Here is a 16,138-nt window from a genome sequence, read left to right as displayed (position 1 = left end):
TACTGCACCGCGGCCGTAAAGGCCCGGCTTCCTACTTCAGAGAAACCGAGTCTATCGTGACTGGTTGCACAGGTGCGCCGTCTGATGCGCTGGAGCCGGGCTTGATTCCCGCGGCGGCAATGGCATTGACTGCTTCCATTCCAGAGGTCACCTTGCCCACCACCGTATAGCCCCCGGCAGAGTCGGCGGGAATCACCGTGTCTTTGTAGACCACAAAGAACTGCTTGCCATTACCGTAGGCGTTGTCGCCGGACCGGGCGATGGCAATCGTGCCCGCAGGGTACATGTTGTCTACCGGGGTGTTTTCGAGGGGACCCCAGGTGTACTCGGGGTCGGCAGCAGCGGTGGCGCCACCGCACTGCAGGAGTCCGAAGGTTTCGCCCGTGGTCAGCCGGTGGCACGCGCTGCCGTTGTAGAAGCCCTCGTCCGTCAGTGCTTTGAAGACCGCGGCAGCCTGGGGTGCCTTGGTACCGTCGATTTCGACGCCGAGCACGTTCCCGTTCAGTGCCAGTTCACCAGTGAACACCTTTCCGGCGGCAGTGTCCGGGGCCGGGATGTTCGCGCCGTTCGTGGCGGGCGCGGAAGGCGTGGGGGAGTCGCTTGGGCTGGTCAGGCCGGCCTCCGCGGCGGCGAATTCCTGTTCAGTGGGATTGCCGGCAAAGACAGTGAACTGAAGCACGACGGCGAGCAGGACGGCGGCGGTTCCGGCGCAGGCAGCGATGAGGTTGTCGCGCTTGCGGCGTTTCTCCTGGTCCCGCCGCAGCTCGCGCTTTGCCTCCATCTGCTGGATGCGCCGTTTGGCTTCGCGGGCGCTGCGTGAACTGGCCGCCAATGGTCCTCCTTGTATCGGGCCGCGTCCGGTAGGAACTGAATCCGGAGGCGGTTGTCTGCCGGCAGCGTTGCGGTGCCGGCCGCCGTATTAGAGATGCCGGCGGATGACGCATAAACTGACTGCCGCACATAGTTTATGCATGAGTTGCCGGACTGCCGCCGTTCCCCGCCCGTTTCGGGCGGAATGCCGGGCAAAGTCCCAGGCAACCCTTCATCAAGAGGAGAACATCCACCATGGCACGCACAGCCTCCCTGTCCGGATTCCCCGAGTGGCTTCCCGAGGAGCGGCTGGTGGAGCTGCACGTGCTGGACACCCTGCGCAAGGTTTTTGAGCTGCACGGCTTCGCGTCCATCGAGACCCGTGCCGTGGAAACCGTGGGCCAGCTGCTGCGCAAGGGTGAGATTGATAAGGAGGTCTACGGCCTCAGCCGCCTTCAGGACGACGACGCCGACACCTCCGACGCGGGCAAGGCCGGCAAAGCCGACCCCAACGCCCTCGCGCTGCACTTCGACCTCACGGTGCCTTTTGCGCGGTACGTCGTCGAGAACGCCGGGTACCTCGCGTTCCCGTTCCGGCGCTACCAGATCCAGAAAGTCTGGCGCGGGGAGCGCCCCCAGGAAGGCCGGGCCCGCGAATTCACCCAGGCAGACATCGATGTGGTGGGCGACGGCGAGCTGCCGTTCCGCTATGACGTGGAGATTGCCCTGGTCATTGCCGAAGCCTTGAGCGCACTGCCGATTCCGGACTTCCGCCTCCGGATCAACAACCGCAAGCTTGCCGAAGGCTTCTACCGCGGCATCGGCCTGGATGACACCGCCGGCGTGCTCCGCAGCATCGACAAGCTGGAAAAGATCGGCGCAGCCAAGGTCGCAGAGCTGCTCAAGACCGAACTGGGTGCTACTGATGACCAGGCGCAGGCCGCGCTGAAGCTGGCAGGAATCCGTACCGAGGACACCTCGTTTGTGGCCCAGGTCCGTGCGCTCGGCGTGACCAACGACCTCCTTGAGGAGGGTTTGAATGAACTCGAACAGGTGATCGAGGCCGCCGTGCAGCGCGCGCCGGGCAAGGTTGTTGCCGACCTCAGTATCGCCCGCGGCCTGGATTACTACACCGGCACGGTGGTGGAGACGGTCCTGGTGGGCCACGAACAGCTCGGTTCCATCTGCTCCGGCGGCCGCTACGACGCGTTGGCGAGCAAGGGCAACCGCAAGTTCCCCGGCGTCGGCCTCTCCATCGGTGTGACGCGGCTGGTGTCGCGCATCCTGAGCCAGGACCTGGCCAAGGCCTCCCGTTCGGTGCCCACCGCCGTGCTGGTGGCGCTCACCACTGATGACAGCTGGGGTGCCGCGCAGGACGTTGCCGCCCAGCTCCGCAGCCGGGGCATCGCCACCGAAGTCGCTGCCAAGGCCGAGAAGTTCGGGAAGCAGATCAAATTCGCGGACCGCCGCGGGATCCCGTTCGTCTGGTTCACCGACGACGACGGCAAGCACCAGGTCAAGGACATCCGGTCCGGCGCGCAGGCCGACGCTGATCCCGCAACCTGGACCCCGCCGTCGGAAGACCTTAACGTCCAGGTCACAACAGTCCAGGTGCCAGCGGCAGCAGCCCAGCCGGCCTGACCGGCCCGGTGTTGGCGGCGGCTAGCGGCGCAGCCGAAGCACTACGAACCGCACGGCCGCGCCGACGGCCAGCACGGCGGCCATCCCCAGCACTGAGACGGGCGGCAGCGTGAAGGCCAGCAGCAGGCAGCTGATGAAGCCAACCACATTGAGCCACCGGGGGCCGTGGGCCGGGTGCTCCTCCAGGGTGTACGCGGCGGCGTTCGTCACCGCGTAGTAGATGAGCACACCGAAGCTGGAGAACCCCACCACCGTCATCACGTCAGTGGTCAGGATCAGGAAAATCACGACGGCGGCCACCGCCAGTTCTGCCACGAACGGCACCGTGTGCTTGCCGCCCACCCGTGCCAGGGGCGCCGGCAGGTCACGTTCCCGCGCCATGGCAAGGGTGGTGCGCCCCACTCCGGTAATGAGCGCCAGCAACGCACCCAGGCACGCCGCTGCCGCGCCGGCCTGGACCACTGGCGCACCGGCGGCGAACTGCGAATTCACTACAGCGTCCAGCAGCGGGGTCGTGGTGACGGCCAGCCTGCCTTCGGCCAAGTGGTTTTGGAGCAGCAGCGCCAACGCCAGGTAGATGGCGAAGGCGCCGGCGAGCGCAGCCAGGATCGCACGCGGAATGGTCCTGGCCGGGTCCTTGACTTCCTCTCCGAGGGTGGCGATGCGGGCGTACCCCGCGAAGGCGAAGAACATCAGGCCGGCGGCCGGCAGCACGCCACTAAAGCCGGCGGTAGCTCCGCCGTCGGACGTTCCGCCTGCCGAAAAGCCCGCAGGATGCGGCCCCACGATGGCGGCAGCGGCAACAAACACCAGGGTGGCCAGGACCACGCACAGCAGGAGCCTGGTCAGGAATGCGGTGCGGGTAATGCCAAACAGGTTCACAGCGGTCAGCGACACCACCGCAGCGATGGCAACCGGCACCGCGTAGCCCGGTGACACGTAGTGGCCGAACGTCAGGGCCATGGCGGCGCAGGAGGCCGTCTTGCCGCTGACAAATCCCCAGCCGGCCAGGAAAGCGGGCCATTCTCCCAGGCGCTTCCGGCCGTACACGTACGTTCCGCCGCTGGCCGGATACCGTGCAGCCAGTTCCGCGGAGGCCACCGCGTTGCAGTAGGCCACGGCACCCGCGATCAGGACAGAGAGGACCAGGAAATTTCCGGCCAGGCCCGCCGCGGGGGCGAAGACGACAAAAACGCCGGCCCCGAGCATGGAGCCGAGGCCGATGGACGTGGCGTCAAACACGCCCAGCCTCCGTTGAAGCTGCTGGTGTTCGGGCATGGGGGAGTCGGGCCTTTCCAGCGGGTAAACTCAGACGGGATTGTTCCCGGAACGATCCTATGCAGTTTTTTATCTTTTGTTTTCCTGCTGTCGTCTTCAGAAAGGCGTGCTGTGCTGCGCACACATGACCTCGGATCCCTTCGCTCCGAGCACATTGGACAAACCGTAACCCTGGCCGGCTGGGTGGGCCGCCGTCGTGATCACGGTGGTGTTGCATTCGTGGATCTGCGCGATGCGTCCGGCGTGGCCCAGGTTGTGGTCCGTGAGGAAGAGGTCTTCCACGGTCTGCGCAACGAGTACGTCCTGCAGATCACCGGCACCGTCTCCAAGCGCCCCGAGGGCAACGAGAACCCCGCCCTGGCCACCGGCGCCATTGAAGTCATGGCGGACAAGGTGGTTATCCTCAACACCTCCGATCCGCTGCCGTTCCAGATCGACGAGCACGTGGAGGTCGGTGAGGAAGCCCGCCTGAAGCACCGCTACCTCGACCTGCGCCGCCCCGGCCCCGCCCGTAACCTCCGGCTGCGCTCCGAAGCAAACCGGATTGCCCGTGAACTGCTCCACCAGGACGGTTTTGTCGAGATCGAGACCCCCACGCTGACGCGTTCGACGCCGGAAGGCGCCCGCGACTTCGTGGTCCCCGCCCGCCTGGCACCGGGTTCCTGGTACGCGCTGCCGCAGTCCCCGCAGCTTTTCAAGCAGCTCCTGCAGGTGGGCGGTTTCGAGAAGTACTACCAGATCGCGCGCTGCTACCGCGACGAGGACTTCCGCGCCGACCGCCAGCCCGAATTCACCCAGCTGGACATCGAAGCCAGCTTCGTGGACCAGGACGACATCATTGCCCTGGGCGAAAACATCGTCAAGGCGCTGTGGAAGCTGATCGACGTCGAGATCCCGACGCCCATCCAGCGCATCACGTACGCCGACGCCATGGCGCGCTATGGCTCGGACAAGCCCGATCTCCGCTTCGGCGTGGAGCTGACTGAGCTCACCGAATTCTTCAAGGACACCGGCTTCGGCGTCTTCAAGGCCCCGTATGTCGGCGCCGTGGTGATGCCCGGCGGCGCTTCCCAGCCGCGACGCACCCTGGACGGCTGGCAGGAATTCGCCAAGCAGCGCGGCCACAAGGGCCTGGCCTACGTGCTCTTCAAGGAAGACGGCGAACTGGCTGGCCCTGTTGCCAAGAACCTGAACGAAACCGAGCGTGCAGGCCTCGCCGACGCCGTGGGCGCCAAGCCGGGCGACTGCATCTTCTTCGCCGCCGGTGAGAAGTCAGCGGCCCGCGCCCTCCTGGGTGCTGCCCGCGTGGAGATCGGCCACCGCACCGGCCTGATCGACCCCAGCGCCTGGGCCTTCTGCTGGGTGGTTGACGCCCCCATGTTCGAACCGGCCGCCGCAGCGGTGGCCTCCGGCGATGTGGCTGTTGGCGCCGGAAAGTGGACGGCTGTCCACCACGCCTTCACCTCGCCCAAGCCTGAGTTCATGGACACGTTCGACAAGGATCCGGAATCGGCCCTGTCCTACGCCTATGACATCGTCTGCAACGGCAATGAAATCGGCGGCGGCTCCATCCGTATCCACGAGCGTGACGTCCAGGAACGCGTCTTCGAACTGATGGGGCTGGACAAGGCAGACGCCCAGACCAAGTTCGGCTTCCTGCTGGAAGGCTTCAAGTTCGGCGCTCCTCCGCACGGCGGCATCGCGTTCGGCTGGGACCGTGTAGTGGCACTGCTCGCGGGCGTTGAGTCCATCCGCGACGTCATTGCCTTCCCGAAGACGGGCAACGGCTACGACCCCCTGACACAGGCCCCCGCACCCATCACGGCGCAGCAGCGCAAGGAAGCCGGCGTGGACTTCAAGCCCCAGCCGAAAACGGAAGAGCCCAAGAAGGCTGAATAATCTAGACACCGCAGTCGAGAGGCTCCCCGGGAAACCGGGGGGCCTTTCGCATTGGAAGGGTGGTATACGCCATGACAGCTCAACGTCCTGCTCCAGCCCTTGCCCTGCCTGGGCTTGAGGCGCTGATGGATGCCGCCTGGCCGGCGCCGGACCGCGAGGAATCCGACGGCTGGGTGCTTCGCGCAGCTTCCGGCGTGACCCAGCGCGCCAATTCCGTCTGGCCGCGCGAGCCGGAGGGCGATATGCACCGGCAGCACGAGGCCTTGCGTGCAGCCCGGCTCTGGTACCGCGGCCGGCGCCTGCCGCTGATTTTCCAGGTCTTCGATGATCCCCGCTCCACCGGACTGAATGCCATCCTCGATGGGGAAGGCTTCACGCGCCAATCCGAAACGCTGGTGATGTACCGGAGTAACGGCGGGCAGGTGGCGGACCAACCTGCGCTAACCCATCCTGCGGCGGCCCAACCCGGCGTCGAGATCTCCACGGTCCCCAGCGATGAGTGGCTTGAGCTGTGGTGGAGCGTGGATGGCCGCGGCGGCCTGGCCGAGCGGGAGACCGCACGCAGCATCCTGGCAGGCTGCCCGTCGCTCTATGCCCTGGTGCGGTCCGACGACGGCGTGCCAGCCGCCGTCGGCCGGCTCGCTCTCCCTCCCGCCGGGCAGGCAGGAGGCTGCTGGGGCGGGCTGTACAGCATGGCCACCCGCCCGGACGCCCGGCGGCGCGGCCATGCTCTGCGGATCATGCAGGCGCTCCTGCAGGAAGGCGCCGCCCGCAACCTGGCTGGCTACTGGCTACTGGTCACCGCAGCGAACTCCGGGGCCCGGCAGCTCTACGCCCAGGCAGGATTCCAGGAGGCCGGCCGCTACCTCTACCGGCAGGAACGGCCCAAGCGGCACCTGACCGGCTGTTGACGGTGTGTGCGGCCGCTGCAATGCACGGGCGCATCCACGGCAGGGGTTCATCAAGGGCTCAGGTACATCATGGCTCCGGTACATCAACGCTTAGCCCAAGGGTTTGCGTCCGTAAGGCGGCCGAGTGACGCCGGAGATCAGCAACTTTTCGCCCGCGGTCCCGATGGCGTAAACACTCAGGTCCTCCTGTTTGAGTGCGGTGTGGTCCAGCGCTGAATGTCACCATAGATGCCCATTGACCGATCCTTCACCGGACAGCGAACCGAGTGGAGTTGAGCTGCCATCAGCGTCCCTCAGACATGCATGAACGATCCGTCAAACCAGACATCTTCATGCTCAGCGGCCCTTGCCCTTGGTCACGGTGATCGTGATGGGCTGGGTGACCGCGTCGGGGCTGACGCCGTTGGTGGCGGTCACCTTAAACGTTGCCTTGCCGGCCTTGGTCGGGGTCCCGGAAAGGACCCCTGTGCTGGAGTCCAGGCTCAGCCCTGCGGGCAGTGCACCGGAGGACACGTAGAAGGTCGGGGCTGGGTCACCCGTGGCGGTGAACGTGTAGCTGTAGGCGGCACGCGTGGTCGCTTTGGTCGGTGGTGTGTCCGCGGTGAACACCGGGGGTGCCGACACCACATTGATGACCGACACAGTGTGGGAACCGTAGTTGGTGACGTAGGCTGTCGACCCGTCTGGGGTGAACGCAACACCGGTCGGATTCGACCCGGCCGGGATCGTGGAGGTCACCGTGCCCGACACCACAGAAATGACCGACACCGAGTCGGAACCGTCGTTGGTGACGTATGCTGTCGACCCGTCCGGGGTGAACGCAACACCGTACGGATGCGACCCGACCGTGATCGTGGAGGTCACCGTGCCCGACGCCACATCGATGACCGACACCGTTCTGAAACCGTTGTCGGTGACGTAGGCTGTCGACCCGTCCGGGGTGAACGCGATACCGACCGGTTCCGACCCAACCGTGATCGTGGAGGTCACGGTGCCCGACGCCACAGTGATGACCGACACCGTGTCGGAAGCGGTGTTGGTGACGTAAGCTGTCGACCCGTCCGGGGTGAACGCAACACCGTTCGGACCCGGCCCGACCGGGATCGTGGAGGTCACGGTGCCCGACGCCACATCGATAACCGACACCGTGTCCGAGCCGGTGTTGATGACGTAGGCTGTCGACCCGTCCGGGGTGAACGCAACACCTGCCGGAAGCGACCCGACCGGGATCGTGGAGGTCACCGTGCCTGCAGCGGTTGCGGGGATATTGCCGACCAGCATGAGCGCCGCCAGGATCATGCTGATGGCCGCACGCCGCCGGAACAGGAGGGAAGCGGATGTACCCCGGCGGAACCGGGGATTGCCGGCGCCTGGTCCTTTCTTGCTCGGGGCGGAACGCCGCCCCCGGTGTCGCCGGGACAATCCTGTTATGAACCGCATCAGGTCCTCCTGCATGTGGAAAGCGAAGTCTGTTGTGTCGCGTTCGTGCCGATATAACGGCTCAATCCGGAGTTTATAGACCAGGCAAACCTCCGGTACCCGGTAGTCGGTACCTGTCTTTTGGGCTGGCACTACCTTTTTCCTTGGGTCCGAGAGAGGACCAGAGCCGACGCGGACAGGGACAGTCCGAGGCTCCGGTTGGACCATGAGCTGCGCATGGACCTCACGCTTGAGTGCATCCGGCGTCACTAAGCAGGAGAACTAAGAAGCCCCCTTTCGACAACTTCGAGCGTTCCGGGGCACCGGCCACGACCGAGGAGTACGTGACGCACCGGGATGCCACGATGGATTTCATCACGGGACGGAAGCGTCGGATGGCCGAGTGGGTCACGGAGTACCACCCCGAGATTGAGTTGCCCTTGGTGGCGACCTCGGCCTCGCAGCTGAGTTCGTCGAGCAGGCCGCGGGTCTTGGCCGAGTCGTGGCCGGTGGATAACTAGGGCGGTGCGTCCGCCACCTGTATCCTGACGGCGCAGGCATCCGCGGCGGCCTTCCGCAGCACCGAGCCGTTGGGATCAGGCACATCCAGGAAGTCCAGCCGGGGGACTGCGGCATACAGTTTCATGGCAGGGTGGTCCAGGACCAGCCCCGCAAGGGTCCGGTCCCCGCCCGGAGCAACATATTCGAGAGGCTGGCCGCCGAAGGCCGCCGCGGCGTGGGCCGCCACTTTCTCCACCAGCTCATCAGCCTGGTTGGCCCGGCGCCGTGCGAACCGCTGCTGCGACTGGCCGCCGGCCGCGGTGCGGGACTGCACGTAGCGGGACCCTGCCTTGGATGCGAGCAGGATGCCTTCCCGGGCAACGCCCACCGCATAGCCGCCGCGCCGCACAAGCACCAGGCCGGCCGTCCGTGGCTGGGCGGCGACGGAGGCCAGACGCTCCAGGGGATCAGCGCCGCGTCCAGGACGTCCGTCAGGTGGCCATGGAGCCTGGAGCAGCGCAGTGGTGCCGTCGTCCGCCAGCAGCCGCACGCCGTCGTCGTCAACGCTGATCCGGAAGCCGCCGTGCGAGGCACCGAAGCGTTCCGCCCAGCCGGCCAGGCGTCCGCCGGACACAAACGCGGTCCTGACGGACCCCGGCCGGCCGGCGCCGGGGGTACTGCGTGCGCTCATGGCGGGATCCCTTAGGTGGCGGACGGAAATGGAGGGCGGAAGTGGGGCAGTGAACTAATGAGTAGCCTATCTATGTGGATGATCTCTTCGCCCAAGGGCATGGCAATGACGACGACGACACTGACGAACCGTCGTCGTCCGGCCGTACCGCCGCGCCCCGCAGTCCCTTGGCCGTGCGGATGCGGCCACGCACCCTGGATGACGTGGTGGGCCAGCAGCACCTGCTGGGGCAGGGATCGCCGTTGCGGCAGCTGGCCGCCGGCACCGACGCCCTGGGTCCCGCAGGGCCCAGCTCGCTGATCCTCTGGGGACCGCCCGGGACCGGAAAAACCACGCTGGCGCACGTGATCGCCAAGGGCAAGGGGCGGAAGTTCGTGGAGCTGTCCGCCATCACAGCAGGCGTCAAGGACGTCCGGCGGGTTATGGACGAAGCCCTGACAGCACGGGACCTGTACAAGACCACCACTGTGCTTTTCCTCGACGAGATCCACCGCTTCAACAAGGCCCAGCAGGATGCCCTGCTGCCCGGCGTCGAGAACCGCTGGGTGGTGCTCGTAGCAGCAACCACCGAAAACCCGTCCTTTTCGGTGGTCTCGCCCCTGCTGTCCCGCTCCCTCCTGCTCACCCTGAAACCGCTGACGGAGGCGGACATCGAAGGGCTGCTGCAGCGTGCCGTGGCGGACGAACGCGGCCTGAACGGGAAAGTGGAGCTCAGCGCCGAGGCCCTGGCGCACCTCGTCCGGCTCGCGGGCGGCGACGCCCGGCGAGCCTTGACGGCCCTCGAAGCCGCTGCAGGCGTGGCGTTCGGCGATGCGGACGATGCCGCTGCTGACTCGCTGGTCACCGTGGAGCTCAAGCACACCGAACGGGCCCTGGATGTGGCTGCCGTGCGCTACGACCGCGCCGGGGACCAGCACTACGACGTCGCCAGCGCCTTCATCAAATCGGTCCGCGGCTCCGACGTCGACGCCGCACTGCACTACCTGGCCAGAATGCTGGAGGCAGGGGAGGACCCGAGGTTCATCGCCCGGCGAATCGTGATTTCCGCGGCGGAGGACGTGGGAATGGCGGACCCCACCGCGCTGCAGACGGCGGTCGCCGCCGCCCAGGCAGTCCAGCTGATCGGCATGCCCGAGGGGCGGATCGTCCTGGCCGAGGCCGTGGTGCATCTGGCCACCGCCCCGAAATCCAATGCCGCGTACATGGGAATCAACAAGGCCGTCGCGGATGTCCGTGCCGGCCTGGGCAACGGGATCCCGGCGCACCTGCGTGATGCGCACTACCCCGGCTCCAAGCAGCTGGGCCACGGGCTCGGCTACAAGTACGCCCACGATGCACCCCATTCCGTGGCCAGCCAGCAGTACCCGCCGGATGATCTGGTGGGTCGGGACTACTACGAGCCCACCGCCAACGGCGCGGAACGGGACATCGCCGTGCGCCTCGAACGCCTCCGCAAGATCATCCGCGGCAACTGACCGGCGTCGGCGGTGGAGTGGCCCGGGCAGTGACGCCACGGGAGTGACCGGGGGAGCGGCGGCCGGAGCGGCCGGCGGAGTGTGGGAATGCGGCCGAATCCTGCTAAGATTGTTCGTTGTCTGGCAAGGCGCGGACGCAATCTCCCCATCCTTCAGTATTTCTGCTGTTTCGTTGGGGTAGCCCTGTGCCCAGTAGCAAAAGGCAGCGGTTGGCCGATGCTCTCCATTATGGAGGCCAGTAACACTGACACACCGCAGATATTGGAAGGACACAAGTGGCTAACAACACTCGTGCTCGCCGTACAGCACGCCTCTCGCGTGCACTCGGCATTGCTCTGACCCCCAAGGCCGCCAAGTACATGGAGCGCCGCCCGTACGGCCCCGGTGAGCATGGCCGTGCCCGCAAGAAGCAGGACTCCGACTACGCCGTACGTCTGCGCGAAAAGCAGCGTCTGCGCGCCCAGTACGGCATCCGCGAAGCCCAGATGACCCGCGCCTTCGAAGAAGCCCGCCGCACCAAGGGCCTGACCGGTGAAAACCTGATCGAACTGCTCGAAATGCGTCTCGACGCCCTCGTGCTGCGTGCCGGCTTCGCCCGCACCATCGCCCAGGCCCGCCAGCTCGTTGTGCACCGCCACATCATGGTTGACGGCATCCGCGTTGACCGCCCGTCCTTCCGCGTCAGCGAAGGCCAGCTTGTCCACGTCCACACCCGCAGCGAAACCATGGTTCCGCTCCAGGTTGCAGCAGCCGGCGCACACCGCGACGTCCTGCCCCAGGTTCCGGCCTACCTGGACGTCAAGCTTGACGCCCTGCAGGCCCGCCTGGTCCGTCGCCCGAAGCGCTCCGAGGTTCCCGTAACCTGCGAAGAGCAGCTCGTCGTCGAATTCTACGCACGCTAAATCCCAGCAGCGTATCCAAAGAAGCCCGTGGCAAGCGCCACGGGCTTCTTTGTATGTAAGGTACTTGGGGGACATCTGCGGAACGCATCAAGGCAGCGTGCGCGGACGTAAAAGATCCACGTCAGTTTCAAGGAGATGAACGTCTATGTCTGGTGGCGATATTGCCGGCCTGATCGCAGCCGGGGTGTTTGCGCTCCTGGTGCTGCTGCTCGCCGTGCCCATCCTGAAGCTCGGCAGTGTGCTGGAGGAAGTTCGGACCTCCATCCGCTCCCTCAGCGATGGCGCCACGCCCCTGATGGACGAAGTCACCGCGACTGTGACCACCACCAACCAGCAGTTGAAGAAAGTGGATGGCATCGCCTCCAACGTTTCGGATGCGTCGGCAAACCTTTCCGCACTGTCGTCACTCGTTGCAGCGACAGTCGGTTCACCGCTGATCAAGGTGGCGGCCTTCAGCTACGGCGTGCGTTCAGCACTGGCCAACCGCAAGAAGCCCGCACCCGGCCGCCGCAGCCGCTAAGCCACCGGAGAACTGAAATGAAACGATTTGTCTGGATGGGAATCGGCGTGGCCATCGGAGTCATTGCGTTCCGCAAGATCAGCGAAGCCCAGTCCAACCTGGGGCCCGAGGGCCTGAACCGCGCGGTGGGCCGGCTGGCTGACGGCGTATACGACTTCGCCGATGCCGTGCGTGCCGGAATGCAGGAGCGCGAGACCGACCTTCGGGCCGCCCTTGGGATCGATTCCCAGGACGTAACCCGCCGCTGAACGCGCGGGCAAAACGCGCGAGAATTAAACCAGCAGTCGCCGCTTGCCGGCACTGCCGTCTGAATCAATAAGTCATGCGTGGCACAACGCGTGAACCGAGAAGGGTATGTAATCAGCTCATGAAGTCGCAGGAGATCACAAAGCGCTGGGTGGACTTTTTTGTCAGCAAAGGACACACCGCGGTTCCCTCCGCCTCGCTGGTCTCCAGCGACCCCTCCCTCCTGTTCACCGTGGCCGGCATGGTCCCGTTCATCCCTTACCTGACTGCCCGCGAGGAAGCCCCCTTCGCCCGGGCCACCAGCGTCCAGAAGTGCATCCGCACCGGTGACATCGAGGAAGTGGGCAAGACCGCCCGCCACGGCACCTTCTTCCAGATGTGCGGCAACTTCTCCTTCGGTGACTACTTCAAGGAAGACGCCATCAAGTACGCCTGGGAGCTGCTCACCAAGAGCGTGGACGATGGCGGATACGGACTTCCGCCGGAACTGCTGTGGGTGACGGTCTACGAAGAGGACGACGAAGCCAAGGAGCTGTGGCTCACGAACACCGGCGTCCCGTCCGAGCGCATCCAGCGCATGGGCAAGGCCGACAACTACTGGCACACCGGCCAGCCGGGCCCCGCAGGCCCCTGCTCGGAGATCTACTACGACCGGGGCCCTGCCTACGGCGTCGAGGGCGGTCCCATCGCCGACGAAAACCGCTACGTTGAAATCTGGAACCTGGTGTTTATGCAGTACCAGATCGACAACGTCCGCTCCAAGGACGACTTCGACGTCGTCGGCGAGCTGCCCAAAAAGAACATCGATACCGGCCTCGGCATGGAGCGGCTCGCGATGATCCTGCAGGGCGTCGAGAACATGTACGAGACCGACCAGGTCCGGCCTGTGATCGACAAGGCCGCCGAGCTGTCGGGCCGGGAGTACACTTCGGCCGAAACACCTGAGGATCCGCACCACACGGACGACGTCCGCATGCGCGTTGTCGGTGACCACATCCGTTCGGCCCTCATGCTGATCGCCGACGGCGTGACCCCGTCCAACGAGGGCCGCGGCTACGTCCTGCGCCGCCTGATCCGCCGCGCGGTGCGTTCCATGCGCCTGCTCGGCGTCGAAAAGGCCTGCCTGCCGGACCTGCTCCCCGCCTCACGCGATGCCATGAAGGGCGTCTACCCCATCGTGGCGACGGACTTTGACCGCATCAGTCGGATCGCCTACGCCGAAGAGCGGGCCTTCCTGCGCACCATCGCTTCAGGTACCGCCCGCCTCGAAGACGCCGTCACGGAGTCCAAGGCCGCCGGCACGCCGCTGTCCGGTGCAGATGCCTTCGCCCTGCACGACACCTACGGCTTCCCGATCGACCTCACTCTGGAGATGGCGGAAGAAGCCGGACTCAAGGTCGACGAGCCGGAATTCCGCCGCCTGATGCTCGAACAGCGCCAGCGTGCCCAGGCGGACGCCAAGGGCAAGAAGGGTGGCCACGCCGATCTCAGCGCCTTCCAGGAGCTGCTGGCCCAGGGCGAGACTGTCTTTACCGGATACACCGACCTGGATGGCGAGTCCCGGGTCCGGGGCATCCTCAGCCGCGGACAGAACGTGGGGCATGCTGCCACCGGCGACGAGATTGAACTCGTCCTGGCGGAGACACCGTTCTACGCTGAGGCGGGCGGCCAGTCGGCTGACACCGGCCTCATCACCGGTGACGGTTTCGTGGTCGAGGTCCTGGACGTCCAACGCCCCATCAAGGGACTGAGCGTCCACAAGGCAATCGTCCGCGAAGGCGAGATCGGCTCCGACTCACTGGTCCGCGCAGCCGTGGACCGCGAGCGGCGCCACGCCGCCGAGCAGGCCCACACCGGCACGCACATCGTCCATGCCGCCCTGCACCAGATCCTCGGCCCCGAAGCCACCCAGCGCGGTTCCTACAACAAGGCCGGCTACCTGCGCTTCGACTTCGCCTGGGGCGAAGGCCTCAGCACCGCCACGCGTTCGGAAATCGAGGAAGTCTCCAACCTCGCCATTCGCAACAACTTCCGCGTGGACACAAAGATCATGGGCCTGGCGGAGGCCAAGGCGCTGGGCGCCATGGCGCTCTTCGGCGAAAACTACGGCAGCGAAGTCCGTGTTGTGGAGATCGACGGCGCATGGTCCCGGGAACTCTGCGGCGGCACGCACGTGCCCAACACGTCCCTGATCGGCAGCCTGTCGCTGCTCGGCGAGCAGTCGGTCGGTTCAGGAAACCGCCGTGTGGAGGCGTTCGTGGGCATGGATGCCTTCCGCCATCTGGCCGCCGAGCGCGCCCTGGTGACTGAACTGACCGAGATGCTCAAAGTGCCTTCCGGTCAGCTCGCCGACAGAATCGCCAGCACGCTGAACAAGCTCAAGGCCACGGAGAAGGAACTCGACCGCCTGCGCAAGGAACAGATCGCCGCGGCCGCCGGAAACCTCGTGGGCACAGCCCGGGACGCAGCCGGCGTCCAGGTCATCGCACACGACGCCGGCCAGATCGGCGGCGCTGACGACATCCGTAACCTTGCCCTCGACCTGCGCAACCGCCTCGGTTCGGCAGCATCCACCGTGGCAGTGGCCGGTGTCAGCAATGACCGGCCCATGATCCTGGTGGCCACCAACGAGGCAGCCCGGGAAGCCGGCGTGAAGGCCGGGGCCCTGGTCCGGCTCGCGGCCGGAATCCTCGGCGGCGGCGGCGGCGGCAAGGACGACGTCGCCCAAGGTGGCGGCACGGACGCCGCCAAGGTCGCACCGGCGCTGGCCGCCGTTGTGGACGCCATCTCCCGGCGCTAGGGAACCCGTGACAGAATCCGCTGGCGCCGTCTACCCCCAGGGCATCAAACTGGGGGTAGACGTCGGCACCGTCCGCGTGGGCGTGGCCCTCTGCGACCGGGACGAAATCCTGGCAACTCCGCACAAGACCCTGGACCGCAACGCCAAGAAGAATTCCGACGTGCGTGTCATCGCGTCCCTCGCTGGGGAACTGGGCGCCGTCCAGGTCTTCGTGGGGCTGCCACGCACCATGAAGGGCGAGGAACACGCCTCTGCCAGGATGGCCACCGACTACGCCGGACTCCTGGTCGCGGAGTTCGTTGCCCGGGGAATGGATGTTCCGGTCAACCTCGTCGACGAGCGCCTGAGCAGTGTTACGGCGCACCGTAACCTGCACGAAGCTGGCATGAGCAGCCGGAACCACCGTAAAGTGGTGGATCAGGTCGCGGCGGCAGGCATCCTCCAGCACGCCATCGACATGCAAAAAGCCAGGGGAACGGATGTGGGGAGCCGCGTGCGCGCGCTTTTCCAGCCGGGGCTACCCGGAGACGCCGCAGCAAGCAGTGCTGAGCAGGCTGTCCCGGGGCAAGACACACAATCTTCAGAGGATGGAAGGCTACAGTGAGCCCGGTCAACAGTGACGACTCCTCCGGTGAAGTTTTCGGCGGCGCCGGCCGACCGCTGACCCGTAAAGAGCTCAGGGCCCAACAGAAGGTCCAGGGGACCGAGGGCCAGGACGTTATCCCGCCGCAGGCTTTCGAGACCGGCGAGGACGTCCCGTCTGCCGCGCCCGGCCCCGGGCACGGTTCCGGACGCGACGCCGGCGACGCTCAAGACACCGCTGATAATGCCGTCCAGACGCCGCCGATCCAGGCTGCCGATACGCCGGACCGGCCCGCGGCAGCCCCGACCGTGCATGAAGAGCCTGCCCCCGCGGCGCCCGTGCACCAGGAACCAGGGCACGATGAAGCCTTGCACGCAGAAGCCCTGCACGATGAAGCCGTGCACGAAAAACCAGTGCACGAAGAAGCAGTTCACGAAGAAGCCGCGCACCACGGATCCGTCC

At 66.1% G+C, this 16,138-nt stretch carries 13 protein-coding genes and 1 pseudogene; 10 read left to right on the top strand and 4 right to left on the bottom strand.

What is annotated here, in order from left to right:
- Positions 1 to 31: 31 nt before the first annotated feature.
- Complete coding sequence (locus V6M49_RS03565) at positions 32 to 832, bottom strand: peptidylprolyl isomerase (RefSeq protein ID WP_104060749.1); 801 nt, start codon at positions 830 to 832, stop codon at positions 32 to 34.
- Positions 833 to 1,065: 233 nt separating this feature from the next.
- Here V6M49_RS03565 and hisS point away from each other — a divergent pair, with 233 nt between their 5' ends.
- On the top strand, positions 1,066 to 2,451 hold the full coding sequence (gene hisS, locus V6M49_RS03560; protein WP_141140743.1) for a histidine--tRNA ligase: 1,386 nt from the start codon (positions 1,066 to 1,068) through the stop codon (positions 2,449 to 2,451).
- 21 nt (positions 2,452 to 2,472) lie between these two features.
- Here the strand turns inward: hisS and V6M49_RS03555 are convergent, their stop codons facing one another.
- Positions 2,473 to 3,729 carry an APC family permease gene (locus V6M49_RS03555; RefSeq protein WP_332760061.1) on the bottom strand — a complete coding sequence of 419 codons (1,257 nt, stop codon included), beginning with the start codon at positions 3,727 to 3,729 and terminating at the stop codon, positions 2,473 to 2,475.
- Positions 3,730 to 3,840: 111 nt separating this feature from the next.
- On the opposite strand from V6M49_RS03555, the gene aspS reads away from it, so the two are divergent.
- Positions 3,841 to 5,628, top strand: a complete 1,788-nt coding sequence (gene aspS / locus V6M49_RS03550) for an aspartate--tRNA ligase (RefSeq protein WP_332760060.1) — start codon at positions 3,841 to 3,843, stop codon at positions 5,626 to 5,628.
- A gap of 71 nt (positions 5,629 to 5,699) precedes the next feature.
- Positions 5,700 to 6,539, top strand: a complete 840-nt coding sequence (locus tag V6M49_RS03545) for a GNAT family N-acetyltransferase (RefSeq protein ID WP_332760059.1) — start codon at positions 5,700 to 5,702, stop codon at positions 6,537 to 6,539.
- A 336-nt stretch (positions 6,540 to 6,875) separates the two neighbouring features.
- Here the strand turns inward: V6M49_RS03545 and V6M49_RS03540 are convergent, their stop codons facing one another.
- Together V6M49_RS03540 and V6M49_RS03535 are read right to left on the bottom strand one after the other, a co-directional pair.
- Positions 6,876 to 7,820 carry a beta-propeller fold lactonase family protein gene (locus V6M49_RS03540; protein ID WP_332760057.1) on the bottom strand — a complete coding sequence of 315 codons (945 nt, stop codon included), beginning with the start codon at positions 7,818 to 7,820 and terminating at the stop codon, positions 6,876 to 6,878.
- 655 nt (positions 7,821 to 8,475) lie between these two features.
- Entirely contained in the window at positions 8,476 to 9,150 is a 675-nt protein-coding gene (locus V6M49_RS03535; protein WP_332760055.1) for an acVLRF1 family peptidyl-tRNA hydrolase, read from the bottom strand.
- 74 nt (positions 9,151 to 9,224) lie between these two features.
- On the opposite strand from V6M49_RS03535, the gene V6M49_RS03530 reads away from it, so the two are divergent.
- The 7 genes and pseudogenes from V6M49_RS03530 to V6M49_RS03500 all read left to right on the top strand — a co-directional run.
- Positions 9,225 to 10,625 carry a replication-associated recombination protein A gene (locus V6M49_RS03530; protein ID WP_104060743.1) on the top strand — a complete coding sequence of 467 codons (1,401 nt, stop codon included), beginning with the start codon at positions 9,225 to 9,227 and terminating at the stop codon, positions 10,623 to 10,625.
- A 275-nt stretch (positions 10,626 to 10,900) separates the two neighbouring features.
- Complete coding sequence (gene rpsD / locus V6M49_RS03525; RefSeq protein WP_058932352.1) at positions 10,901 to 11,527, top strand: 30S ribosomal protein S4; 627 nt, start codon at positions 10,901 to 10,903, stop codon at positions 11,525 to 11,527.
- 145 nt (positions 11,528 to 11,672) lie between these two features.
- Entirely contained in the window at positions 11,673 to 12,047 is a 375-nt protein-coding gene (locus V6M49_RS03520) for a DUF948 domain-containing protein (RefSeq protein ID WP_141140738.1), read from the top strand.
- 17 nt (positions 12,048 to 12,064) lie between these two features.
- Positions 12,065 to 12,295, top strand: coding sequence for a DUF6167 family protein (locus V6M49_RS03515; protein WP_246848535.1), 231 nt, complete (start codon positions 12,065 to 12,067; stop codon positions 12,293 to 12,295).
- Between the two features lie 119 nt (positions 12,296 to 12,414).
- Positions 12,415 to 15,093, top strand: coding sequence for an alanine--tRNA ligase (alaS, locus tag V6M49_RS03510; protein WP_141140737.1), 2,679 nt, complete (start codon positions 12,415 to 12,417; stop codon positions 15,091 to 15,093).
- A 7-nt stretch (positions 15,094 to 15,100) separates the two neighbouring features.
- The gene (gene ruvX / locus V6M49_RS03505; RefSeq protein ID WP_332760050.1) at positions 15,101 to 15,697 is read left to right on the top strand and encodes a Holliday junction resolvase RuvX; all 597 of its coding nucleotides are present in this window, start codon (positions 15,101 to 15,103) and stop codon (positions 15,695 to 15,697) included.
- Positions 15,694 to 16,138, top strand: a pseudogene (locus V6M49_RS03500) (hypothetical protein); the annotation flags it as partial. The gene ruvX and the pseudogene V6M49_RS03500, both read left to right, overlap by 4 nt.

Source organism: Pseudarthrobacter sp. (assembly GCF_036675385.1).
Classification (GTDB): Bacteria; Actinomycetota; Actinomycetes; order Actinomycetales; family Micrococcaceae; genus Arthrobacter.
The sequence above is the reverse complement of the archived record's forward strand: the minus strand, read 5'-3'. Positions and strand labels throughout refer to the sequence as shown.